This is a genomic window from Pantoea sp. RCC30.1 (assembly GCF_058148845.1).
This window is the reverse complement of the sequence record NZ_JBXUHX010000001.1, coordinates 191,709-214,456: the sequence shown is the minus strand read 5'-3', so window position 1 is coordinate 214,456 and position 22,748 is coordinate 191,709. Positions and strand designations below refer to the sequence as shown.

Here is a 22,748-nt window from a genome sequence, read left to right as displayed (position 1 = left end):
GCAGTTGTTAGTGTTATTTAACGATTTTCACATCCGGCAGGCTACCGGTCAGCCCGTTGTAGATATCCGGTTTAAAGCCAGTGACGCGGGCACTGCTGGCCGACAAAATCTCGCGGTTACCCAGCAGAATCACCGGCGGATCGTCCGCCAGCACTTTATACAGCTGGTGATAAATCGGTTTGCGTTTTTCCACATCCAGCACCGCATTGCCTTCGTTGATCAGCTTATCAACCTGCGGATTGTTATAGCCGGACTCTTTCGCTTCCGTGCTGTAATAATCCCACACGCCATCATGTGGATCGTTGAGTGTGCTGGTGCTGAAAGAGGCCAGGTCATAGTTACCGGCTTTACGCTGCGCCATGAGGGCGTTGAAATCCACCACCTGCGGCTTCAACAGCACGCCAATCTGCTGCCAGTTCTCTTTGGCGATGGGGATCAACGCATCGTTCAGCACTTTCTTGCTCACCAGCAGCGTCAACTCCAGACGTTTACCGTCCTTCACGCGGATGCCATCAGGCCCCGGTTTCCAGCCCGCTTCATCAAGAAGTTTCTTCGCCTGTGCCGGGTCAAATTTATATGGATTCACACCATCTGTGTTATACGCCCATGAAATCGGAGCAATAGGTTCAATTGCTACTTTGCCATAGCCCTGATAAACCACATCAATCAACTTCTGGCGATCGAGACCATAAATCAGCGCCTGTCGCACTTTCACGTCCTGCAACGCCGGGCGACGTACGTTGAATTCCACTTTGCTGTAGTCGCTGGAGCCGAACAGGTTGATATTGGCGAAGCCCAGCATTTTCAGTTGTTCGATATCATCAGGGCGAGAAGTAAACGAGTCGTAATCGGTTTCGCCAGTCTGGAACAACTGGAAGTTAGTGGACGGGTTGGTTACGCGGTAGATAAAGCGCGGCGTCGGTGGTGTGCCACGGTAAAAATGGGTATTAGCGTGGAAACGAATCTCCTGGCCGGGAATATATTTGTCATAGACATACGGTCCGTTGCCCAGCGGTTTACCGTGCAACGTGCGCAGATAGTCGAGATTGCCGCGCTGATACCCTTTCCCATAATACGCTTTCGACAACACCGGGCCGCCAATTTTCGCCAGCGTTGTCGCGCCAGGCTGATTGGTGGTGACCTGTAAGGTCAGCGGGTCGATCACTTTCAGACCAGTGACGCTATCAGCTTTTCCGGCTTTATACTCCGCGCCGCCCACGATGTTGGCGAGGGTGATGTCAGTATCGCCATCATATTTCGGGTCATGCAGCACGGTCAGGGTAAACGCCACGTCTTCGGCGGTAAGGGACGAGCCGTCGCTGAAAGTCAGGTTTGGGCGCAGCTTAATGGTATAGACATTGTTATCCTGACTGACGCTCCAGCTTTCGGCCAGGCCTGGCACCAGATTGCCGTGGCTATCCCAGTCGATCAAACGTGAGAAAATCACGTTGGTGACGTTTTCGTCCCAGCCGTTAACAAAGAAATAAGGGTTAAAAATGCCCTGCGGTTCAGAGATACCTGCTACCACCGTATCTTTACGCAGCTTAGCCACTGCCGGAATCTGGCTGGCATCGGTGGCTGGTGTAATGCCCTCTTTTAAGGGTACATCGGCGAAAGAGGCTGAAGTGAAAGCCACCACACTGCTGAGTAACGCGATTTTCAGCGCCAGTGTAAAGAGCGTGGGTTTTGTTTTTATTCTTTTCAGTAGGATGGACAATATGGCTCCCTCATCAAATGTTTGTGTGGAATTTACAAATCATGACGAAAGATAAAAGCCGCACCGCACACTGTCTAACAACGAAACAATCTGGCTTATAGCAAACTATCATTAGTAGATTTCTGAGAAAGTAATGCTTAATTTCAGCTAAAGAAGATGAGACATCACGCGGGGCAGTCGAAGGGTTCTGATATCGTAAGGGTTTTGACGATCAATAATGTGAAAAACCACGCCAGTCAGTATCAGAAATCAATTCTGACAAGACCTTTTCTCAAAATGGCCATACAAACCTATCTGTTGTGCTCCCCGTTGATACTTATATCTGGCGTTTAGTAATGATCGCTTTTTGCTAATAGCGGACATTATCCTGATGTAAGCCCGCTTTGTGCCAGAAGCGGGAATTGCTAATCCTCTGACATACGCCTAAGAGCTTGCACTGCAGCTTATTTCCGTTCCTCATGTAAAAAGGCATTAACTGAAAGATGTCACCTGATTTCCTCATGTATATCTACATCCACACATAGTCATCATAAAAAGGATAAATGAAGATGCTGAGAGGTAGACGAGCTGTTATTACCGGTGGAGGCAGAGGATTTGGCCAGGCGCTGTGCGTGTGGCTGGCACGAGAGGGCGTCGAGGTGCATTTTTGCGCACGGCGGGCTGAAAGCATTCAAAAAACCTGCAGCATCATCACTGCTGAAAGCGGCATTGCAAAAGGGTATATCTGTGATTTAACCCGACCTGAATCCCTTTCTCAGTTTTCTTCACAGCTGTTAACTTCAGAAAAGCCTATAGACATTTTAATCCTGAATGCTGCTCAGTGGTTGTCAGGGAGATTAGATGATCAGCCTGACACAGAAATTATCAATACCGTCAGTTCAGGCCTCACAGGTTCGATTCTACTTACTCAGGCTCTGCTGCCTGGCTTAAGACGTTCAGAAAATGCTGATATTGTCTCAATTATATCTACATGTGGAGTCCCGAACTTTACGGATTCTATTGCGCACCCAGCCTTTTTCGCCAGTAAACAGGGGCTTAGCGGGTTTACAACCAAGCTGGCACAACAGTTATCTGAAGAAAATATACGTGTTACCGGGTTGTACCCTCCGGATTTCGAAATTACAGGGTTAGACACTTCTGTCGATAGTCAATCCAGAATGGGTGAACGTCTCATGAATGGACGAGCGGTCTGGGAAACAATTCGTTTTGTGCTGACACAGCCTCGAAGTTGCCATATAAGTAGCATCTATTTTCAAGGTCCAACTCGCGAAGATCTGAACACCAGGAGCTGAAGGGGATGACGGTGAGCAAAATGGTCAACGTCCGCTTTTCGCTCATAGCGGACATATCCTCATTGATGAGGACTACTGTAGTGCTGAACAACTGCGTAAAAGCAACAGTCCTCGACTGTGAGCTTTAATTAACTAAAAGGAAGAAAGATGCAAGTATCGGTAGAACTGTGTCCACCCTATGAATGGGAGTCTATGGTGAAAATATTTATCGAAATGGAAGAACACTATTATGGTAAAGGAATCATTCAGGAACAGCTGTTGAAAAAATACCTCAGCAATCAACTTTTCAGCCAGCTCTCCGGTACATGGGTACTCAGAGCTCGCAGCGATGCTCATATTATTGGGCTGGCCTGCTGCAGTATTCTCTATCCTTCGCCACGATATAGCGGTGAGCTTCACATCAAAGAGCTTTATGTCTCCCAACACGAGAGAGGTAAAGGCATAGGAAAATCTTTAATGCGTTTTATTGCGAAACTCGCTCTTGAGCAGGAATGCCGAAGCCTAAGCTGGAACGCCGAGAAATCCAACCATCGAGCAAACCTTTTTTATCAGTCTTTAGGGGGAAGAATAAATGACACTATTGTGAATTATTCTCTTCATGGTGAATGCCTGAGCAAACTGGCTTCCGATGGTTCGGTAGAACCATACGGCGCTGCCGGTTAAGCTATTGCGCTAATGATTCGGCCTGCTGGAAAGCCGGAGGTAGCCTGCAGGATGTTGATGTAGTGCCTGCCTCGTGCCAGGAGCGGACGTCAGATCGAATTAATACAATCAGCGCAATGCCTTAGAGAAGCAGGCAGCTTCTGTCCTACCTATGTATGGGCCATAATTCTCAATACGTATATAACCGTTTTTCTTGTAGAAATTTACAGCTCGATAATTAATTTGTCGGGTTTCCAGCCTAAGTTCGGTATATCCCATCTCTTTTGCAGATTTTTCAAGAAAAGTGAGTAAAGCACCGCCAACCCCTGGCACACTTCGGTCCGAAAACATTCTTTTAAGCTCGGCTATATTTTGCGTTAATGGCCGTATAGCACCACATCCTACAGCTTTGCCATGAGAATTCTTTGCTAATGCCCATAACGCTTTGTCATTACTCATTGCTTCGACGGTGAAATTGCTTTTTCCGTTATCACCTGTAATAGCGGCAAGTTCTGCTGACAGCAATTCGATTAAGCGATGGGATTCTGATGAAAATGGATCTGATTTCTCTACTGTTATCATAGTTATACTCTGCAGGATAAAAGTGAACAACATAAACATGCTGAAAACATACGGTTATTGACTGTAGGCATATGAACGCCTGTTCATGAATTAACATTGGTCAAAAATCGCACCTTATATTTTATTTCCGTTATGTTTCCCCCTGACTGAGATTTTTTTGAGATGTCAAAAAATCAATAAACGTTCTTACCTTTGCAGATAGATATTTTCGGCTTGGATAAACTGCATATAGTGTCGTAGTGAAACTCATCACATCTGGCAAAACTTTTTGCAGGCGGCGTTCAACCAGGTCCCCCCTGACCATCAAAGTTGGAAGAAATGCCAGCCCCATCCCCTCAAGAGCGGCAAGGTGCAGCATGGTTTCACTCTCGCTTCGCATTACTGGTAGAAGCTGAAGTGACTCTAGTCCGTTCGGACCATTGACATTGAGACTACCGCCAGGATTCATTCCGTTATAAAGCAGTATTTCATGGCCGTTCAGCTGGGAAGTACTAGTCGGTATTCCCTTGCGCGAAAGATAAGCTGGTGAACCATAAAGGTGAAAAACAACCGTTGTAACTGGACGTGCAACAATACCAGGATCAAGCTTTTCAGGAGCGACAGCACGCAGAGCAAGATCGAAACCTTCATCCACAAGATTCACAAGCCTGCCGCTAAAATCTATATCAAAGGTCACCTCGGGATATTGTCTGTGATATCCAGCTATCATATGAGCAACTTGCTGGTTAGCCATCCATACCGGTGCGCTGAGTTTTAATGATCCTAGCGGCATTACCGTCACGTTCCCTAATGCTGATTCTACCTCATCCAGCCCGTCAAGCATCAATCTCACCTGGTTAAAGTAAAGCAGGCCGGACTCAGTCATGCTTACGTGGCGACTTGTGCGATTGAGCAGCCTTGTACTGAGCCTGTTTTCGAGATGGGCGATATGCTTACTGGCCATGGCTGGAGAAAGCCCCAATCGCTCCGCTGCCGTAGTAAAGCTTTTAAGTTCTGCTATTGCACAAAAGACACGAATACTCATCAGTGTGTCCATATCATCAACTCTCAATTAATTCAGCTTCAATATAAAGCATATAGATGAATTTTCAGGAAGCGTTAATCTGCTCTCACCGGCCACCCTGGCAAGCCGTGCCCATAGATAAACTGTCAGCTCTGCCGCCTGAACCTGTTACAAAAGACTGACTGGAGGGGGTGGCAATATGTTCTTTCGCCCAAGCCTCGTATTAACAATTCAAAATTAAGGATTTAATCTATGAAGGCAGTCCTTCTAAAGTCCTACGGGGATATTGACCAGTTTATTGTGGGTGATGTCCCTGAGCCCGTACCACACGCTGGCGAGGTATTGATTAAGATCGAAACCTCAGCGGTAAATCCCTTTGATCTCATCCTGCGACAGGGGTTTATGGCTCAGTTTATTCCGCTTGAACTGCCAGCAATACTTGGCGGGGACGCGGCGGGGACGATAACTGCGGTGGGAGCTGGGGTCATCCGTCTTAAGGTCGGTGACAGAGTTGTAGGAGATTTCCCTGCAAATGGCAAAGGCGCGCATGCAGAATATGGCGTTCTGCCAGAAACATCAGTAACCAGGCTTCCCGATAACCTGAGTTTTGAACAAGGCGCATCGCTGGTTAAAGCTGGACTTACAGGCAGGCAGACTGTTGATGCTTTGCCGATCAAAACGGGTGATCGGGTTTTAGTCTCCGGCGGTTTAGGCATGGTTGGTCGTGTGGCTATCCAGTATCTCAGGGAGATCGGAGCAAAGCCTGTTGCTGGCGTCCGGCCTGAACGTATAGAAAGTGCACGCCTCCTTGCTGGAGAAGCTATTGATATCACGAAAATGCCGGACACAGCGGATTTTGATTTTGCTATCAGTACAGCCTACTCCGTAGCAAAAAATCTGATAGCTCATGTGCGTAATGGAGGGCATATAGCCAGCATCGTTCAAATTCCTGATGGCATCAACAATGATCAAAGCGTTTTTATCCACGAACTTTTCCATCAGACGGATATGGATACCATGAATGACGTGCTTGGGGCTGCATCCAGGGGAGAACTTATCATTCCTGTAGCTAAAGTACTTGGTCTTGAAGAGATTGGAGAGGCTCACAGGATGGTTGAAAAAGGTGTTCAGGGAAAGATATTGCTTAAGTAAAGATACCGTCACGGGCGCTCAGGCGATTAATATCTTTATACCTGCTTGCCGGTCCACTCCGCTTCACTCGCTAAGCTTCATAAGCGAAGCGTAGGTCAGGTGTTCAGCAGTGTTCTGATCGTCGGCCAGGGACTTTTTAAAAGCCCTCAATAAGCTGCCCTACTCCAAACCATTCCTCACCTGCTTCTCATGTTGGTATAGTGATGTTTTTGGCGAGGTTTACTGTATGTCTTTATCTGCTCTCATGGCTTTTGCCCTGATAATGTCTGCCGGTATCGTTACTCCCGGCCCGACCGTTCTGCTGGCTCTCAATAATGCGGCTCGTTTTGGCATCAGTCGGGCCTGCTGGGGCATTCTTGGCGCTGCAGCAGCGGATGTCCTTCTGGTTGCGCTGGTCGGGCTGGGGCTTGGCGTTGTGTTAGCGGCTTCGGAAACGCTTTTTGTCACCCTGAAGTGGGTTGGTGCTGCATGGCTTGCTTATATTGGCCTGCGGATGCTGCTTTCTTCGGAAACTGCTTTGCCAGACGGTACGGAAGAAACGGCTCCGACGCGGGGGCTGCTTTTTTTTAAAAGCTTCTTTGTCGCCATGAGCAACCCTAAATATTACATCTTCATGACCGCACTGCTGCCTCAGTTCGTTAGTACGGCTCAGCCAGCGTTGCCGCAGTATGCCAGCCTGGCAGCAGTGATCGTTTCGATTGATGTGACGGTGATGCTGGGCTATGCCGCACTGGGTAAAAAATCACTCCATCTTCTGAAAGCCAGCGGCATCAGATGGATGAACCGCATCAGCGGGTCGTTTTTATTAATCCTCGCCGGATCGGTTGCTTTGTACCGTAAAAGCAGCACCTAATCATCCAGATAACAGCCACCATCAGGCGGCTTTTTTCCCCTGCGTCTGCTTCTCGCTCATAGCTGTCGCTGGGCTTGCCTAAGACGGCTGTATGCCAGAAGCAGGCGTTGCAAATACGCAGGTACGTTAACACTTAGCGCGCTGGCCTTACCTTAAGACAAGCCATAGCAGTTGTTCATAAGCCGTCAGCAGGATGACGGGAGGTCAGATCGATCTCCTCGCGTCGTCGGATGCGAAATTACAATAAATTCCACGGGAAACTCAGTGTTGTTTATGGCTTGATGCTTTGACCCCGGTGGAATTTCCAGCCCCTGCAGGGCTTTAATATTATGCATCTCACCTTCCAGCTCCATTGAAAGAACACCATTGAGAACATAGAAAAATTGTCTGGAAACGGAGTGAAAATGTCGCTTTTCAGAAGCACCTGGCGCCATTTTTTCATGAATAATCAGCATGTCCTGACGGTTTACCAGATACCAACCATCACAATCGTCGCCCCAGAAATAATGCTTTGCATTTTCCTTTGAAATCATCATCCTTATCCTGTTCACACCCGCCCTTCTATCAATATTTTAAGAAAGTTATACCGATAAATGCTATCGATTCGCACTGGTTGTGCTTTTGATTAATTCCCTAAAGATCTGAACTGCATCGTTCGACAAATCCAATAGTCATTAAGGTATTGGCATAGCAGCATATTAACGGGACCTCTATGGCCGATTTGTACCAGAAGTGGACATCATCGCTATAACCGATGAGTTAATGGATCAGGCTGTGTAGAGAAAAAGCAATGAGCAACATTCCGCCAAAAATGTTGACGTATCTTTTGAGCCTCAATGGGTTGGTTTTTTTTGTTGATAATATAAGCGTCTGACTGATTGCTAAAAGCCAGATGCTCATAACGACTATATGAACTGATGCCAGCGTCAGGTAGTTGTAAACGCCTCCCTTTAACCCTGCGAACTGTGATACGACTGTCAGATAAAAAAGGATGGCTTTAGGGTTAAGAACATTCGCGAGCCAGGCCTCTTTTAAAGTCACCGAATGCTTTGTATCAGTCAGTCCGCCGGTATTTACCGTTGTTCCACTTCGGATGAGCATCGCTCCTAACCAAAGCAGATAGGCCGTTCCAGCCACTTTAAGCACAGCAAAAGCTGCCGGCGATGAGATGAGCACAGTCGTTATGCCAGACCCTATTAAAACCGCATGGGTATATATGCCCAAAGCTGTTCCGGCGAGGGTTCTGAATAGGCCTTTGTGGCCCCCTGCCAGAGCACTGTTCATTACGAGAGTGAAGCTTGCTCCGGGAGACATTGCAATAGGGAGTAATGCTGGCATAAAGCCCAAAATGTTCACATCCATAGATTCTGGATAGTAATTGACACTCCCCAGGATTGCCAGTTAAGGCCCTTAGTAAGGACGTAATGCCAAGCGAAACAAAAATACATAATCGTCATCAAACAAAGGTCCGCTTCTCGCTCATAGCGGCCGCTTATTGTTGTGATCGGTAAAGATGCCGACACCCGTCGGCTCAATGGGTTGACCTGACAGTTACCACCTCACCTCATCCCATGGCCCTTGCGCTTCCGGACTATCCGCCGAATATTCCTGTTGGCGGCAACCCGGATGGCAGATAGTTGACTGCAATTGCCACAGTGCAACTCACCTGAACACCCGTTTACATCCAACCTCACCACTCATTTCTATTCGTTCAACCCTCCGGGGTCATTCTCCCCCCTTCAGCTATGCCTGGTCTGAGATCTCGTCTCAGCCAGTAAAGGCACCAAATATTAACCTAACAAGTGTTAGGCCGGTGTTGACGTGCGTCGATTCGCCCGCTATGGTTTATCTACCTAACGTTAGTTAGGTATCCCAGCCACCAACCTTCAGGATCGACCATGACGACTAAACTGCAGCTTTTCACATCACCTTCGGCCTTTCCTAATCCACAGCGTCTGCGCCTTTTCATGCACGAAAAGGGCATCGCTGAACAGTTTGCCGAGACCATCTATGACATGTCCCCTGGAGGAGAACAGCGTGGCTGGCGTCATTTGAATATGAATCCGTGGGGCGAAACGCCTACTCTTCAACTGGCTGACGGTAGTTACATTTCAGAAACGGCTGCCATCGTTCGCTATCTTGATCAGGAGTATCCGGGTCGCAAGATCATGGGAGAAACCGCACTGGAACAGGGTCTGGATAATATGTGGGATAACCGGGTGTGGGTGCATATCCTGTACCGCATCGTTACAGCGTTCCACGTGTTGCACACCGGCCTCGGCTTTAAGCTGGAATTGACCAAAAATGAGGCCTGGGGCGAACACTGCCGTAAAGAAGCTTTGGCTCACGCCGCGCTGGTTAATCGCCATCTGTCAGACGGCCGCGAATGGCTGCTCGGCGGCCATGCCCCGACCTTCTCGGATATTACTCTGGCAACCGCGATCGCCTTCTCGAAATTCCCGGTCAACGCCACTCCACTGGACGAGCGTTTTGAGTTCCTGGATGCGTACTGGCAACGCTGGACAAAACGTCCTGCCTTCCAGGCAGCCTACGCCGATCACAACAGCGGCATTCCTGAGCTGGATTCGCCAGCCTGGTAATCGTCTCTCAATGGACACTCCGGTACGCCGGGATCGTTATCCACTGACTTTCCCGGTAACCTGAGTGTTCATGATAGCGTCGGCTATCGATGCCGCTTGCTGAACTATGATGGAGCCACGTCTGCCTGAGCATTCTGAATGCATTGGACTCACTGCTCTCACTGACAATCTATCTGTTACCCGGTAAGCGTTTGCTGTAAATTAGCGTTCCCTATTTAAGAGATCATTCCAATACCAAAGGCATCAAGATGAGCGCCAACTCCAAAGAAGCCATTTTGCTGGCGGCAAGGAAAATTGCCCAATCGCAGGGTTACAACGGTTTGAATTTCCGCGATCTTGCGCAGGATGTGGGTATCAAAGCGGCGAGTATTTACTACTATTTTCCAGGCAAGGCCGAACTGGGTATAGCCGTTGCCAGACGATACTGGGAGGACGGTGCGCTCGCACTCGAGATGATCGAATCAGAAAGCCCCTCACCCATTGACGCGCTACGTCGCTTTCCTGAAATCTTCCGAAGATCACTTGAAGCCGACAATCGTCTCTGCCTTGGCAGTTTCATGGGTGCTGAAAAAGATACCTTACCCCCTGAAATGAATGCAGAAATTCAGAAGTTTTCTGAAGTGAATATTGCATGGCTGAACAAGCTTCTGGTGGCTGCGAAGGTGTGCGACTTAAGTGAGAGTGAATCCAGAGCACGTGCAATTTTCACGGCCATTGCCGGTGCCCAGCTTATCGCCAGAAGTCGCTCAGATATCTCACTTTTCGATTCACTGGTGGATTCATACCGCGCCTTCGGACCTCTGCCAGCATAGCCACTGCCCGCAACCCGGTTCAGCGAATGGCCGGCTTTCTGCACGCGCGCCTGATAGCGTACGTGCTTTTCCACTAGGGAAACCACCCCTTTGAATCAATGCGCGACGGGCCAGGGTAAATGTATTACGCCATGTCTCATCATCACCTGCGATAAAGGGGTGAAGCCTCGGGTAGGAAAGCGTTTATTTCAGCGGTTCAGGCAGTGTAACAATCCATAATTCACTGTCAGACTCCGGTTTCTTCAGCGCCTTCAGGCCAATGGTCGTGGCCACCGGCTTATCATCTACCGTAAGCGTCCCCTGTTCCGTTACGCGATAATCCTTACGCTTCTTACCTTCCACCGGATTTTGCATGACCGTTTTCACGCCAAAGTCATTGTCATTGGTGACCGCCAGCGTTTTATTGTCGATCAGTGCCAGCCCTTCGGCCTTCTCCTGCTGCCAGCCGAGCTGACGTAAATCGACAACCTGCGTTTTAGCGGCAAGCTTGATACCGCGCTTCTCCAGCGTTTTCTCGTCGTTAAACTCTGGATATTCGCCAAGCTTATCATATGCTGAAAGCTCCGTAGCCGGGCTGAGATCTACCTTATAGACAAGGTTGCGCATCGCGTCGTTTTTGTCGGTGCCCTGTTCTATCAGCAGGATATGCTGATCGTCGATCGCCACAATATCGCCAATTTTTGCGTCACTGTTTTTACTGTAAGCCTCGCTGTCGATAGGGTAACCATACATTGCGGTTTTCCCGGTCGCCGGATCGAAGCTCACCAGGCGGGTAAAGCGCGCCTGCTTCTTACTTTTACCGTCGATATCCAGCGTGCTCTGCACCGCAGCGATGATACGCCCATCCGGCATGCGGGTGATCCCCTCAAAGCCGCGATTTGGCTGACGCCATTTGAGAATATTCGGAAGACCACCTGCGATGGATTTCTCCCCCTCTGCTGCCTGAGGCCCATGCATCGCCAGGATTTTACCGCGCTCATCAACGTTAATCAGGAACGGGCCATACTCATCGCACAGCCAGTATCCGCCCTTCCCATCCGGCGTAATGCCTTCGGTATCCAGACCGCGGTTATCGCCGTGCAGTACTTTCAGCGTATCGCTTAGCGCGATTTCATTGGTTGATCCGATGACGCCATCCTGCAACGGCAATCCGTTAACGTTGCCCTTATCGTCATGCAAAGGTCGGGCATCCGTGGCCTCGGCTTTGCCGTTCTGCACCCGAATGTTCATCAGCATTGGAGCGAAATCTGGCGTGACGAAAATTTTTGATTCTCTCTTACCCACATCGGGCGAGTCGGCATTCGGTCCGCGATCGGTGACGGTCACGAAGGTCAGCGCATCCCCCTGCTTGCCGGTAAACAGCAAACCTGAGCCGATCCCCACCGGCAAACCATGGGGAAATGCGCTGGCGAACGCGCCGTTGTAGCTCACATGCGTCCCTTCGGGAAAACTGACGATATAGTGCTCAACCTTGGGCTGTGCCGCTAACGTTGATAACGAGAGCGTGCAACCAATAACCAGAGAAATAGTTTTTATTTTCATCTTTTTAATATCCATGAAGGGAAGCTACGAGCGTAAAGAATAAAAATGACAGGAAAATGAAATCTTCGGGAAACATGGGCTTCGAACTGGTGGATTATTTCCCCGATAAGAAAGTGGGATGAACCTGTCTGTTCAGACACAACGGCCCGCATTCTTACATCAGTAAACGCAGATGTTTCTGGTCAGCGATACTCATGATCATAAGAATGCGGCGGATCGCGCAGAGTTCACCCCTCTCCTTTGATTTACGCTGTTATATCCCGGAAAAGATGTTTACATTTGTTCTGCAACATTATCTGCCGCGCAGCAGAGCTGATACATGAATTGATCGCAGGGAAAAGCAGTGGTTAACATCATCATCAAAGTCACACCGTAAACAGAGGCAGGGAAAGTATGAGGGAGATTGCACCTGATGGCATAACCGGGATGCCGTCACGGACGGCAGCGTATCTGTGCCGTCAGATCGCTGGTCTGGTGAAAGGCGGAAGCCTGACGCCGGAGGCCTGCCTGCGTATCTATGCTTTTTGTGGTATCAGACCGTCAGATACTCAGTGGCGCCAGTTTCTTATCCCGGTTCTGTGCTGCCTGGGATTACTGTCACTGGTTGCCGGAGCGGTGTTCTTTGTTGCCTGGAACTGGGCCTGGCTGCCGAAGATGGCGAAATTTGCCCTGGCCGAACTGCTGATCATCGCACTGGCGGTGATTACCTGGTGGCGCTGGTACAGCACGCTGGCTCGCAGCGCGTTGCTGGCGGCAGGCTTAGGATTCGGCGCCCTCTTTGCGCTTTACGGGCAGATTTATCAGACCGGAGCTGACAGCTGGGAGCTATTCCGGGCCTGGTTATGCGTTCTTCTGCCGCTGGCTCTGATTGCCCGGCAGAACAGCCTGTGGTTTTTCAGCTGGCTCATCGCTAACCTGGCGTTCCAGCTCTATTACACGACGTTGCCGAGCTCACTGCTGGATGTCGCCGTGTCTGACAGCTTCACCCGGCTCCCGACGGCTGTGCTTTACAGCTATCTTGCACTGTTGGCAGCCTGCCTGATTATCCGGGAAGCGCTGGCCTGGAGGGCGATTAAACATCATCCAGAGAGCTGGCTGGCAAGCCGCTGGTTCTCACGCGTCATGGCGGGATTTTTACTGTTGCTGCTGACCAGCATCGTGGCCGGAAATCTCTCTGACTGGCAAGGCGCTAACCACTTTACGTCTGTTACGGGCGCCTGGGCGATCACCCTGCTGGCGGGCTATTACCTGTACCGTTATCGCTACGTAGATCTCTGCATGCTGACGCTGGGCATCGCCAGTCTGACCGTTGTGGGCTGCGCGCTGATCATGCAACTATTCCTTCTGGCCTATGATACGGGTGACCTGTTTTTGACGGGTGCTTTGATGATTTTATGGGTAGTGGCAAATGGTTCGATCCTGCTGAAGTGGCAACGCAAACTGGTTGAAAATGGGCCAATCGATCTGGTTCCGGCCAGGCTAACCGTACTGAAAGACACTTTGCGTCAGCAGGGCTTGCTGAGCTACTCACAGGTTCAGGAGATCCAGCAACGCGGTCACGCATCGGATCTGCCATGGTATCTGAGGCTGGCGCTGAGTATCGGAGGCTGGGTCGCAGCGATCATCATTCTGTTACTGATGGCGCTGGTGCTCTATGCCGCTGACTTACTCGACGACCCGAATTCTGCCACCCTTATTCTGCCTTCACTGCTGCTCGCCGTCATTGCGCGCGGCCTGTTACGCAATGAGCGTGACGGTAAACATCACCTCGGGCTGGCCTGGGCCATTGCGGCAACGTGCGGGCTGATCTTCGGCGTTCTGCTACAAATTCAGAGCAGTGATATCAGCTTTATGATGCTGGGTTCACTGTGTGCCTTGCCGATTCTTGCCGTGATGGCAGTGTCGATGCCTGACCGCACCTACCGGTTTATGGCCATCACGGCCATGACCTTTTTTCTGGTGCTGGCGGGCTATTCAATGGCCCGGCTGACCCTGTCGCCGACGGCGGGTCGCCTTGCTGTTTCCATACTGGTGGCGGCGGTCATGTTTTTGTGGCTGCGGATTGTCAGCCATCAGCTGAGGTTACAGGCAGGGCCGTATGCTGACGCGGTACCTCCCCTGCTGTATGGCATTCCGGCTGGTCTGATGTTGCTGAGTTTCCTCGGGATAAACGCGGCGTTTATCACGGATATGTTCTGGTCCGCTGCGCAGTTTGCTACGCTTCAGTCTGCTATGGGTACAGGGATCGCGACAGGTTTAATGCTAAGTGCGCTCAGTCAGAGAAGGAACGGCCAGCCGCTGTTTTCGATTATTACACTGCCCGCTGCCCTGATCTGCGGTGCTGCCGCTCTCTACGCACCGGGTATCGGGCTGGGCTTGTGGTTGATTTTGATGGCGCGTTATCAGGGAAGTCTGGGGTTGCTGGTGGTTAGTAGCGGTTTCATGGTGCTGTATGTCATTGGCTGGTATTACTTCCTGGAGGTCATTCTGCTGCAGAAATCTCTGCTGCTACTGCTCAGCGGTCTGGTTTTACTGGGGCTGGCATGGGGAGTCAAAAAAGTATTACCCGCACAAATCGGAGGTGCCAGTGAGAATGCGTAAACAGAGCCGATGGCTGACTGGCGCTGTGATAGCGCTGGTGCTGGTGGCCGTCAATGTCAGCATATGGCAAAAAGAGCAGTTGCTGAAGCAAGGCGCGGTCATGATTTTACCCCTTGCCCCGGTTGACCCGCGCTCCCTGATGCAGGGTGATTACATGGCGCTGAATTATGCCCTCACCCGTCCTCTGGAGCTGACGTTGTATCAACAGGCTGAATCCTGCGGCGGGACCCTGTCAGCGCCATGCCTGCCCACCAGCGGAACCCTGATTGTTGACCTCGATGCACAGCGTCATGCGACTCAGGCCCGGTTTGATCAGGGTGAGCCTCTGCAACCGAATCAGCTAAGGGTGAAATACCATCAACATTACGGTTCGCTGACCGTCGGCACCAACGCCTGGTTTTTTCAGGAAGGCCATGGCGAGCGTTTTGCGCAGGCCCGTTACGGGGCATTTCGGGTGGGGAGCGATGGCACGGCACTCCTGACGGATCTGCTTGATGAGCAGGGTAAGGTGATTCAGCCTTAACTAAGCGAGACGCTCACTGCCCTGCCCAAAAAAAACTGACAGGCGGCCATAATGTCCTTATTGCCCGGATGCCCCTGTCAGATCGTTAAACGTACAACCTGCCGCCGCAAGCGTTGTTGTCAGATTTACAAAGGCAAGTTTTACCTGAGCAGCAAAATCGGATTCCGTGATGCCATTGGCTCGGCTGCCTATCTGACCCGAGACAAACAGCAAATCGCCTGAACGGATGTTATCAGCATTACCATGCTGCTGATAGCGGGCGAACTGAAGTCCGCTCTGTGCCAGAAGCGGACGTTGCTTGCATCATGGTAAGTTAGTTTACCGGGAGCACGTCACAGCCTGACAATGACGATCCAGACTTACTGTTATTGCACTAACAAAATCAACATGAAAGACATTTAATGGAGCACTGTAAAGTTTCATCAACTCGCGCCGATACTAAAAATGTTTTTTCTAAATAAGGATATAACGTGCGTAAATTTGTATACACAACCGGCATGATACTTAACATGGCATGCGCAGTATCTTCTGTTCAGGCCAGCACATTGACGAAAAGCCTTTCACGTTGCGACGCGAGTTTTTTCCAAGAAATCTATCATCAGAAAAGTAAACTTAACGTTTTGGTTCCTCTCGATATAGGCGAGCATCATCTGGCATGGCTCCAAGGGCCAGCCGATGGTAATGGCAGAATATGGTTCACCCAGCCTTTGAAAGAAAAAATCTGACGATTTCAGGCTATTATCTGCTTTGTATAGTGGCTTTTGTACAGACCGTTGAAACAGGCAGCTTTACAGCTGCAGCAGCCCGGATGGGATTGTCGAAATCTGCGGCAGGAAAAAATGTTGTCCGCCTTGAGCAACGGCTGGGTGTGAAACTGGGAAATGTTTTCTTTGCCGTCATAATAAGCACCCTCCTGATCTGAATACTGACTCTTCGACCTGCGTGATATTAATTCAGCACGGGTGACGGGCAGGTTAAATTGCGTCTCATACTGCCGCGCGGTTTCCGGCTCGCCCGTAATAATAAGGGCATTTTCAGCATTTCTTTTTTCAGCCGATGACGTGTCGGATAAGGATGTGGGGTTACCGCCACATCCTCCCCTAAGAATCGTGCGTGCAAGTTTCCTCGCACACGGCTTAAGCCTCAAGCCTTTCAAAACCTATTTAGCCGCTTCACTTCGTGGACTTGCATGCCGCCGAACTTCTTACACTAAGTGTAGAGGGTGGCGTCTGAAATGGCATGCTTGCGGCAAAATTCCCGTGCCGAAACCCCGACTTCTGCCTCGCGGAGAATACTAATGATCTGTTCGTCGGAAAATCGCTTCTTCATGAGGATGTCCTCATGTGGATCATGAAAAAATTAATAACATCAAAGTGTATTAATCAATGGGGATCAGGTAAAATATTTTCTCTTATATTAACAATGTGGCCTGCAGTTCTATATAAATTAAATACCAATACGATTAAGCTACTTATAATCATACTAACCCAATAGCCGATAAAACCTAAAGAATCAAAGCGAGAAAATATAAAACCAAAACCTAAACCAATAACCCAATAACTTGAAACAACGACAACAGTGGGGACGGATGTATCAAGCATACCTACAAGAAACCCATTGTACATATTACCTAAGGTATCTAAAAACAAGGATAACAAAAGTAAAGGAAGAAGTGTATTCATCATTGAAATAATTGATAAATCATGAACTGAGAAGATGCTATTTATGATAAATTTAAATGAAAAGATAATAAGTGAACTTACTAACATGACATAAAGAAAAGAAATAGATAAAAGAGAATTCCTAAGCTTTTGTAAACCTAGCCAGTCATTTTCCGCTCTAAGCCATGCTGCAAGGGTTGATGCAGCACCAGAAAATCCTAGGACAAAAACCCCAGCTAAAGATAATAGGCGTGCCATAATACTATGTGAAGCTATAGCACTTTGACCAAAGTAAGAGACAAAAAAAGAAATTGCGGGAATAAAACCCTCACCAAGTGTTATACGTAAACCTATTGGGGCACCTGTTCTAAAAATTTTAGCCAGAAACTGAACTTTAGGTTTAGAAGGCAAAATGCTTATATCTAACTGTTTGAATGTTTTCTCACGCATAAAGATTATAGTGATACTTGCAAATATAATTACTCTAATTAAAGAGCTTGATAAACCTGCTCCATAAATGCCTAACCCTAAACCGAACGGGCTTTGAAAAATTGAAAACCATCCTAAAAGTAAGTTGATAGGAATTGATATTAACATTACAAATGTCAACAAAGCTGGTTTACCTATTGCAGACGCTAAAGAGCGAGCATTAACATAAAGTAAAAAGAAAAAAAGGCCCGGAGCTGATCCAGAATTATACTCTTGTGCATAGTGAGCTAATTGTTCGTCGACACCAAAAAAAACCAGGATTTTTTGAGTTGATAATAATATTAAGCACCCAATTATACCAATAACAAATGATACCCACTGACCTTGAGAGTACCAGTATTTTATTTTATCCATCTCATCTAATTTAAACGCTTCAGCTACATAAGGTGAGATTGCTGATATAAACCCAATGCCAAATAGCATTACCAACGTAAATAGACTAAGAGCGAGAGTTGTCCCTGCTAGTTGCTCAGGCCCCAGTCTGGCTACCAATGCAGCATCTGAGAAGGATATAGTCATCTGAGCGATGAAGCCAATCGCCAAAGGCATACCTATAGATAAAAGCTTCTTTTGAATGTTTTCCATAATACATTATCCAGCTGTTAATGTTGGAAAGTTTTTTTAAGAATCTTGCTACGATGCCCATTAGCAAAGAGGTTTTTTGGATCATAAAAATTACCGACACTTGAAATTAGGTCGATCGCTTCATTTGAATAGCCACTGGCAATCCCACCATCAAGAGATGAATAGTTAGAATAACCAACATCTCCTCCTAATTCCTTAAGTGTTAAATTCCATTTTTTTGCCCAGCTAATATATTCATCATCTCTTTCAGAATCAACCCAACGAGCGGATAGTAGTATCCCAATGTGGGAATTTCTTTTGGGGTAAAATGACTCATCCGAAAATGAAAGAAGTAGCTCCGGGTTATATATTTCCATTAAGATAGTGCAACCATCTGAAGGAGCATCAACGATAGCCTCAGACAATAAATCGGTATTAATGTTAAGACTATCAAAATGTACACTCTTCCAATATCCTCGTTTAGGAGGTAAGAACATATCATTGAAGGCACACTGCCATTCAGTGTAGGAGCGTTTTTTTACATCAGACCAGTCACCCCCAATTAATCTTTTCAATGAAAAAAGATCCCTGACATCCGAACTAGTGCAGCATAAATCAATAGATAATCTACGCTCACAGCTCATTGAAATTACTGGTGCAATAGTAATCCTAGGAGACGGTTTATTTTTGTAAAAATTGAGTAATTTTTTTAATGTTAAAGACGCATTTTCTTCAGAGAAAATTACAGATCCTGCAATTATTTCTGGCAATCCAATTGTACGAAAAGTTAGTCTGGTTATAACTCCAAAAGCTCCCATCCCTGAGCCTTTAAGAACTGAAAATAATTTAGAGTTATTACAACTTGAAACTTCAATAGTTTCTCCCTTATAATTTATCAAGTCGACATGTTCTAAATAATCACATGTAAGACCAGCTGAACAGACTAGCCATCCAATCCCGCCCCCCAGTGTGAGTCCAGTTATTCCTGTATCACTAACCTTTCTTCAAGGCTGCTTCTTTCCGAGTTTGTACAAATTGCTTCAACACCGATATCTGATATACAAATACCATTTTTATACAATCGTTGTAAGTAACTTGGGAATGACAAAAGGAGTTGTGGTTTTAGGATCTCAAGATTTTTAATGATTAATTCTACTGGGGTTTCTTGAGAGAATGTAACAAAAGGATATTTTCCTAACAAAGAAGAGAATCGTTCTAAAGCAAAATAAATACCATATCTAAGGTCGTTTTCTTTAAGCTTTCGACCAAGCATCATTTCACAAAACCGAATATATAAGATGTGCCGATAGTGAACACTTTCGTCATCCTGGTAAATTGTTAAATTTAATCCACTTGAACCAGATGTTCTTGCTGAATGCAAGTTAACATTTTTATTATTATCCCTGATTTCTTCGCTTAACCCAGCATCTACGATAATTTTTTTATTTATTATCGGTAGGGTTTCAAAATCAGACCAGTCAACTATGCAACCTGGCTCATAACCAACTGTATTATATAATTCCCGATAAAAATTTGTTGTTGAATATGCATGCTGAACGAGATTTTTTAGTTTCTCCAGTTGTTGGGAGCGTGTTTCTTCATAACTCTGAAAAGGCAGAACCCTTACTGCATTTTTTTTGTTTTTCCCATTTATCATGGAGTTTTTTCTGCGTCTCTAACGTTTCTTTGATTGTACGATTGTTTCTTCTTATGAAGGGTTCGAGTTCTAGATGAGTAATCGATTCTCCCTCAACATCTCTAATTTTATTATTAACTTCATCCGTGTATTCTCTTACGACCGATACCATAATTTATCCTTTTCTATTCGATTATACTAATTTGGTAGTGTTGTTTTTTAAGCGCTCTTACTAATTTTTAATTTTCATACCATGAGGGGTCTTTCTCACTGAAAATATAATGTTGAATTCATAAAATTTCAATCAACTTACATATTCGTTTTTTTGTTGTCAATTTTTTTGTTTGCTGCTTTTTCCTGCCTTCAGCTTAAACCTCTTCGTTTTTTTATTATTTCAAGCTATTAAAATTTATAAAATTCCCCTATGCATTATTATTTCCATATAAACGTCCATGTGGAGTCATATTTTGTATTTTATGTCTTTTTTTTTGCTTTTGTTCTTAGCTTTGCCATTAATAACAATGGGATTTTTTCTTTTTATCATTCAATGATTTACCTGTTTCTAATTCTTTTTTATGAACATGTAATTCCATAAATCATATAAAGGGTAGATTTTAATCAAAAATTTTAAAGTTTTTGATCCAGTCATTCAGACGGTTTAATCGGAACAATGATTTGATATGCCGCATTCGATTTATCATTAGCCCACAGTGTTAAAGATAAATAATGCGTCTTAAAAGGCTATTATCGTCACCAAACGGCTTTGTTGTATAAATCGAACTTTTGCTGAGTTGCAGGAACAGATCACGCATAATCCTGATAATGCAGGCAGTTCCGTGGCAAAGCAGAAGTTCAAAATCATCAACTGGTGCAACTACAACAAAGCCCTGATTAATCGTGGCTCCATCACTTTCTGGCTGGATGATGAGGCGATTCAGGCCTGGTATGAGTCAGCAACGCCCGCATCACGCAGACGGCCTCAGCGCTATTCAGACCTTGCTATCACTACCGTTCTGATGATTAAACGCCTATTCCGGCTGACCCTTCGAGCCGCACAGGGCTTTATTGATTCCATTTTTTCTCTGATGAGTGTCCCACTGCGCAGCCCGGACTACAGCAGCGTCAGCAAACGGGCAAAGTCGGTGAATGTCAGTTTTAAAGCGCCCACCCGGGTTGAAATAGCGCATCTGGTGATTGAATCCACCGGGCTGAAGGTCTTTGGTGAAGGCGAATGGAAAGTTAAAAAGCACGGCAAAGAGCGCCGCCGTATCTGGCGAAAGCTGCATCTTGCTGTTGATGGTAAAACACATGAAGTCATCTGTGCGGACCTGTCACTGAACAACGTAACGGACTCTGAAGCCTTCCCGGGTCTTATCCGGCAGACTCACAGAAAAATCAGGGCGGCAGCGGCCGATGGCGCATACGATACGCGTCTGTGTCATGATGAACTGCGGCGTAAGAATATCAGCGCGCTTATCCCTCCCCGAAAAGGCGCGGGCTAATGGCCCGTTGAGTATGCAGACCGCAACCGTGCCGTTGCAAATCAGCGTCTGAGCGGGAGCAATACGCGGTGGAAGTGGACAACAGATTACAACCGTCGCTCGATAGCGGAAACGGCGATGTATCGGATAAAACAGCTGTTCGGGGGTTCACTGACGCTGCGTGATTATGATGGGCAGGTGGCTGAGGCTCTGGCCATGGTTCGAGCGCTGAATAGAATGACAAAGGCAGGAATGCCAGAAAGCTTCCGTATTGCCTGAAACTCTGCCCTGCGACAGGGACACTCGCCCCGAATCTGATTTATTCAACAAACCCGAGTGGAATGCCAATCGTCAATAACGCATAACATCCACTTCTCTCTCACAGCAGACATTAGCCTGAAGTCACTTAGCCTGGTGCCACAAACGCACATCCGATTAACATTCACTGAGGCTGTTTTATTGAGCGCAGCCCAACTTAATAACCCCTACATCTTGCGGCGTAACAATGATTGATCGCGCTCTAAAGCTCTAAAGCGGCGGAACAGATGAAGGAAAATGACAAGAGGTGCTGTAGAAATAGCTGATTATTTTTATTACAAAGGGTTCATCTGTGGTACGCCCATGACATCCCGTTCTGAAAGATGGAGGCTAAAGGATTAAATTAATCCGACAACATAGTAACCCCTTAGCGGAAAACAGGAATTGTTCCAGATGCAGTACGACGATCTCCCTCCTCTTTCATTTTTCTGCCCAATTCAGCTATCCGTCGTTCACCCCGCTCCAGTGCCAGCGCGCTGGTATGCACTGAAAAGTGTCCCAGATGCAGCGGATGCGGATGAGGTATTGCTGAGCCTAACACGAAGACCGCATCCTCATTTTCAGATGCCTGAAGGATGATGGGTGCCTCACTGAAATCAAAACTCACCATTTCCCCCGCCTTGATAAATTCGCCAGCATTCAGCTCTCCACTGGCAAGCGCGAGCCATCCGACAGTGTGCCCGGCCGGTGGCAGATAGGTCCACTGCTCTCCGGGCGTTAAGGTGACCAGCAGGTAGTTCATGCCTTCAGGTGCAGAAATAGGACTTTGTACATCCTGGTAGTTACCGAGAATAACATGGAAAGGCAGCCCCACACTTTCACCTACCGACTCGATATAGCGACTTTCTGGCTCACTGTTTTCAAGCTCTTCAGGCAGAGCAATCCACAGCTGGAATCCCTGAATACGGGGCACCTCATCGGCAGACAGTTCCTTACCATGCCAGGCGCCTCCGCCGGCAAGCATCCATTCGGCACCACCATAACCGAACGTTCCCTGGCCATTGGCAGGGTCGTTATAACGCACTCTGCCTTGCGTAAATACCGTCACGGTGGCGATACCGGAATGGGGATGCAGAGGCATCTCTGACATCGCATGAATGGCATCCCCACTGGCATCAAAGAAATCGAGAAACACGAAGGGTTTCAGCATCATCCCCAGATCGGAAGGACTCATCAGGCGGATAATAGGGCCATGGCCTGATGTTCCCCGGGTACGTTCTGTAATACGACGGCGTACATTCTTATCTAGTTGGTTCAATGTGTTATTCGGCATGATACTA

The 22,748-nt window shown here is 47.5% G+C and carries 17 protein-coding genes and 5 pseudogenes; 10 read left to right on the top strand and 12 right to left on the bottom strand.

All coding sequences use genetic code 11. The annotated features are described in order from the left end of the window. Positions 1–13: 13 nt before the first annotated feature. A complete protein-coding gene (locus AC2LB6_RS01005; protein ID WP_490092035.1) occupies positions 14–1,717 on the bottom strand; it encodes an ABC transporter substrate-binding protein in 1,704 nt (567 codons plus the stop codon). Between the two features lie 548 nt (positions 1,718–2,265). Here AC2LB6_RS01005 and AC2LB6_RS01000 point away from each other — a divergent pair. Further along, positions 2,266–3,009 (top strand): SDR family oxidoreductase, encoded by a 744-nt coding sequence (locus tag AC2LB6_RS01000; protein ID WP_490092295.1) that lies wholly within the window; start codon positions 2,266–2,268, stop codon positions 3,007–3,009. A 213-nt stretch (positions 3,010–3,222) separates the two neighbouring features. Then, positions 3,223–3,672, top strand: coding sequence for a GNAT family N-acetyltransferase (locus AC2LB6_RS00995; RefSeq protein WP_490092294.1), 450 nt, complete (start codon positions 3,223–3,225; stop codon positions 3,670–3,672). Between the two features lie 108 nt (positions 3,673–3,780). Here the strand turns inward: AC2LB6_RS00995 and AC2LB6_RS00990 are convergent, their stop codons facing one another. Together AC2LB6_RS00990 and AC2LB6_RS00985 are read right to left on the bottom strand one after the other, a co-directional pair. After that, on the bottom strand, positions 3,781–4,233 hold the full coding sequence (locus tag AC2LB6_RS00990) for a GNAT family N-acetyltransferase (RefSeq protein ID WP_490092034.1): 453 nt from the start codon (positions 4,231–4,233) through the stop codon (positions 3,781–3,783). Between the two features lie 130 nt (positions 4,234–4,363). After that, positions 4,364–5,257 carry a LysR family transcriptional regulator gene (locus AC2LB6_RS00985; protein ID WP_490092033.1) on the bottom strand — a complete coding sequence of 298 codons (894 nt, stop codon included), beginning with the start codon at positions 5,255–5,257 and terminating at the stop codon, positions 4,364–4,366. Between the two features lie 231 nt (positions 5,258–5,488). On the opposite strand from AC2LB6_RS00985, the gene AC2LB6_RS00980 reads away from it, so the two are divergent. Together AC2LB6_RS00980 and AC2LB6_RS00975 are read left to right on the top strand one after the other, a co-directional pair. Continuing rightward, complete coding sequence (locus tag AC2LB6_RS00980; protein ID WP_490092032.1) at positions 5,489–6,388, top strand: NADP-dependent oxidoreductase; 900 nt, start codon at positions 5,489–5,491, stop codon at positions 6,386–6,388. A gap of 226 nt (positions 6,389–6,614) precedes the next feature. Then, entirely contained in the window at positions 6,615–7,241 is a 627-nt protein-coding gene (locus tag AC2LB6_RS00975) for a LysE family translocator (protein WP_490092031.1), read from the top strand. A gap of 185 nt (positions 7,242–7,426) precedes the next feature. On the opposite strand, the gene AC2LB6_RS00970 is transcribed toward AC2LB6_RS00975, so the two are convergent. Further along, positions 7,427–7,774 carry a cupin domain-containing protein gene (locus AC2LB6_RS00970; RefSeq protein ID WP_490092293.1) on the bottom strand — a complete coding sequence of 116 codons (348 nt, stop codon included), beginning with the start codon at positions 7,772–7,774 and terminating at the stop codon, positions 7,427–7,429. Between the two features lie 226 nt (positions 7,775–8,000). Beyond that, positions 8,001–8,603 (bottom strand): LysE family translocator, encoded by a 603-nt coding sequence (locus tag AC2LB6_RS00965; RefSeq protein ID WP_490092030.1) that lies wholly within the window; start codon positions 8,601–8,603, stop codon positions 8,001–8,003. 536 nt (positions 8,604–9,139) lie between these two features. On the opposite strand from AC2LB6_RS00965, the pseudogene AC2LB6_RS00960 reads away from it, so the two are divergent. Both AC2LB6_RS00960 and AC2LB6_RS00955 read left to right on the top strand, forming a co-directional pair. After that, a pseudogene (locus AC2LB6_RS00960) lies at positions 9,140–9,691 on the top strand (glutathione S-transferase N-terminal domain-containing protein); the annotation flags it as partial. Positions 9,692–10,089: 398 nt separating this feature from the next. Further along, entirely contained in the window at positions 10,090–10,653 is a 564-nt protein-coding gene (locus tag AC2LB6_RS00955; protein WP_490092029.1) for a TetR/AcrR family transcriptional regulator, read from the top strand. A 183-nt stretch (positions 10,654–10,836) separates the two neighbouring features. On the opposite strand, the gene AC2LB6_RS00950 is transcribed toward AC2LB6_RS00955, so the two are convergent. Continuing rightward, a complete protein-coding gene (locus tag AC2LB6_RS00950; RefSeq protein ID WP_490092028.1) occupies positions 10,837–12,195 on the bottom strand; it encodes an esterase-like activity of phytase family protein in 1,359 nt (452 codons plus the stop codon). A gap of 393 nt (positions 12,196–12,588) precedes the next feature. Here AC2LB6_RS00950 and AC2LB6_RS00945 point away from each other — a divergent pair, with 393 nt between their 5' ends. Next, positions 12,589–14,796, top strand: coding sequence for a DUF4401 domain-containing protein (locus AC2LB6_RS00945; protein ID WP_490092027.1), 2,208 nt, complete (start codon positions 12,589–12,591; stop codon positions 14,794–14,796). Next, a complete protein-coding gene (locus tag AC2LB6_RS00940) occupies positions 14,789–15,319 on the top strand; it encodes a GDYXXLXY domain-containing protein (RefSeq protein ID WP_490092026.1) in 531 nt (176 codons plus the stop codon). The genes AC2LB6_RS00945 and AC2LB6_RS00940 overlap by 8 nt, the downstream gene beginning before the upstream one ends. Positions 15,320–15,397: 78 nt before the next feature. Here the strand turns inward: AC2LB6_RS00940 and AC2LB6_RS00935 are convergent. Next, positions 15,398–15,604 (bottom strand): annotated as a pseudogene (locus AC2LB6_RS00935) (Rid family hydrolase); the annotation flags it as partial. A gap of 406 nt (positions 15,605–16,010) precedes the next feature. Here AC2LB6_RS00935 and AC2LB6_RS00930 point away from each other — a divergent pair. Beyond that, positions 16,011–16,196 (top strand): annotated as a pseudogene (locus tag AC2LB6_RS00930) (helix-turn-helix domain-containing protein); the annotation flags it as partial. A 335-nt stretch (positions 16,197–16,531) separates the two neighbouring features. On the opposite strand, the pseudogene AC2LB6_RS00925 reads toward AC2LB6_RS00930, so the two are convergent. From AC2LB6_RS00925 to AC2LB6_RS00910, 4 genes and pseudogenes are all read right to left on the bottom strand, one after another. After that, positions 16,532–16,648: pseudogene (locus tag AC2LB6_RS00925) on the bottom strand (transposase); the annotation flags it as partial. Between the two features lie 53 nt (positions 16,649–16,701). Continuing rightward, positions 16,702–18,054 carry an MATE family efflux transporter gene (locus tag AC2LB6_RS00920; protein ID WP_490092025.1) on the bottom strand — a complete coding sequence of 451 codons (1,353 nt, stop codon included), beginning with the start codon at positions 18,052–18,054 and terminating at the stop codon, positions 16,702–16,704. A gap of 17 nt (positions 18,055–18,071) precedes the next feature. Next, a complete protein-coding gene (locus AC2LB6_RS00915; protein ID WP_490092024.1) occupies positions 18,072–18,851 on the bottom strand; it encodes a hypothetical protein in 780 nt (259 codons plus the stop codon). A 161-nt stretch (positions 18,852–19,012) separates the two neighbouring features. Beyond that, on the bottom strand, positions 19,013–19,690 hold the full coding sequence (locus AC2LB6_RS00910; RefSeq protein ID WP_490092023.1) for a phenylacetate--CoA ligase family protein: 678 nt from the start codon (positions 19,688–19,690) through the stop codon (positions 19,013–19,015). A 770-nt stretch (positions 19,691–20,460) separates the two neighbouring features. Here AC2LB6_RS00910 and AC2LB6_RS00905 point away from each other — a divergent pair. Next, a pseudogene (locus AC2LB6_RS00905) lies at positions 20,461–21,429 on the top strand (IS5 family transposase). A gap of 406 nt (positions 21,430–21,835) precedes the next feature. On the opposite strand, the gene AC2LB6_RS00900 reads toward AC2LB6_RS00905, so the two are convergent. Continuing rightward, positions 21,836–22,741: a pirin family protein gene (locus AC2LB6_RS00900; RefSeq protein WP_490092022.1), complete on the bottom strand. Its 906-nt coding sequence runs from the start codon at positions 22,739–22,741 to the stop codon at positions 21,836–21,838. Positions 22,742–22,748 lie beyond the last annotated feature (7 nt).

Bases quoted from the DNA above. Each gene is read 5' to 3' on its own strand.
- AC2LB6_RS00990 (WP_490092034.1), bottom strand. From the start codon at position 4,233: ATGATAACAGTAGAGAAATCAGATCCATTTTCATCAGAATCCCATCGC.
- AC2LB6_RS00965 (WP_490092030.1), bottom strand. From the start codon at position 8,603: ATGGATGTGAACATTTTGGGCTTTATGCCAGCATTACTCCCTATTGCA.
- AC2LB6_RS00900 (WP_490092022.1), bottom strand. From the start codon at position 22,741: ATGCCGAATAACACATTGAACCAACTAGATAAGAATGTACGCCGTCGT.
- AC2LB6_RS00985 (WP_490092033.1), bottom strand. From the start codon at position 5,257: ATGAGTATTCGTGTCTTTTGTGCAATAGCAGAACTTAAAAGCTTTACT.
- AC2LB6_RS00940 (WP_490092026.1), top strand. From the start codon at position 14,789: ATGCGTAAACAGAGCCGATGGCTGACTGGCGCTGTGATAGCGCTGGTG.
- AC2LB6_RS00970 (WP_490092293.1), bottom strand. From the start codon at position 7,774: ATGATTTCAAAGGAAAATGCAAAGCATTATTTCTGGGGCGACGATTGT.
- AC2LB6_RS00980 (WP_490092032.1), top strand. From the start codon at position 5,489: ATGAAGGCAGTCCTTCTAAAGTCCTACGGGGATATTGACCAGTTTATT.
- AC2LB6_RS00995 (WP_490092294.1), top strand. From the start codon at position 3,223: ATGGAAGAACACTATTATGGTAAAGGAATCATTCAGGAACAGCTGTTG.
- AC2LB6_RS01000 (WP_490092295.1), top strand. From the start codon at position 2,266: ATGCTGAGAGGTAGACGAGCTGTTATTACCGGTGGAGGCAGAGGATTT.
- AC2LB6_RS00920 (WP_490092025.1), bottom strand. From the start codon at position 18,054: ATGGAAAACATTCAAAAGAAGCTTTTATCTATAGGTATGCCTTTGGCG.
- AC2LB6_RS00915 (WP_490092024.1), bottom strand. From the start codon at position 18,851: ATGGGAGCTTTTGGAGTTATAACCAGACTAACTTTTCGTACAATTGGA.
- AC2LB6_RS00950 (WP_490092028.1), bottom strand. From the start codon at position 12,195: ATGAAAATAAAAACTATTTCTCTGGTTATTGGTTGCACGCTCTCGTTA.
- AC2LB6_RS00910 (WP_490092023.1), bottom strand. From the start codon at position 19,690: ATGATAAATGGGAAAAACAAAAAAAATGCAGTAAGGGTTCTGCCTTTT.
- AC2LB6_RS00955 (WP_490092029.1), top strand. From the start codon at position 10,090: ATGAGCGCCAACTCCAAAGAAGCCATTTTGCTGGCGGCAAGGAAAATT.
- AC2LB6_RS00945 (WP_490092027.1), top strand. From the start codon at position 12,589: ATGAGGGAGATTGCACCTGATGGCATAACCGGGATGCCGTCACGGACG.
- AC2LB6_RS00975 (WP_490092031.1), top strand. From the start codon at position 6,615: ATGTCTTTATCTGCTCTCATGGCTTTTGCCCTGATAATGTCTGCCGGT.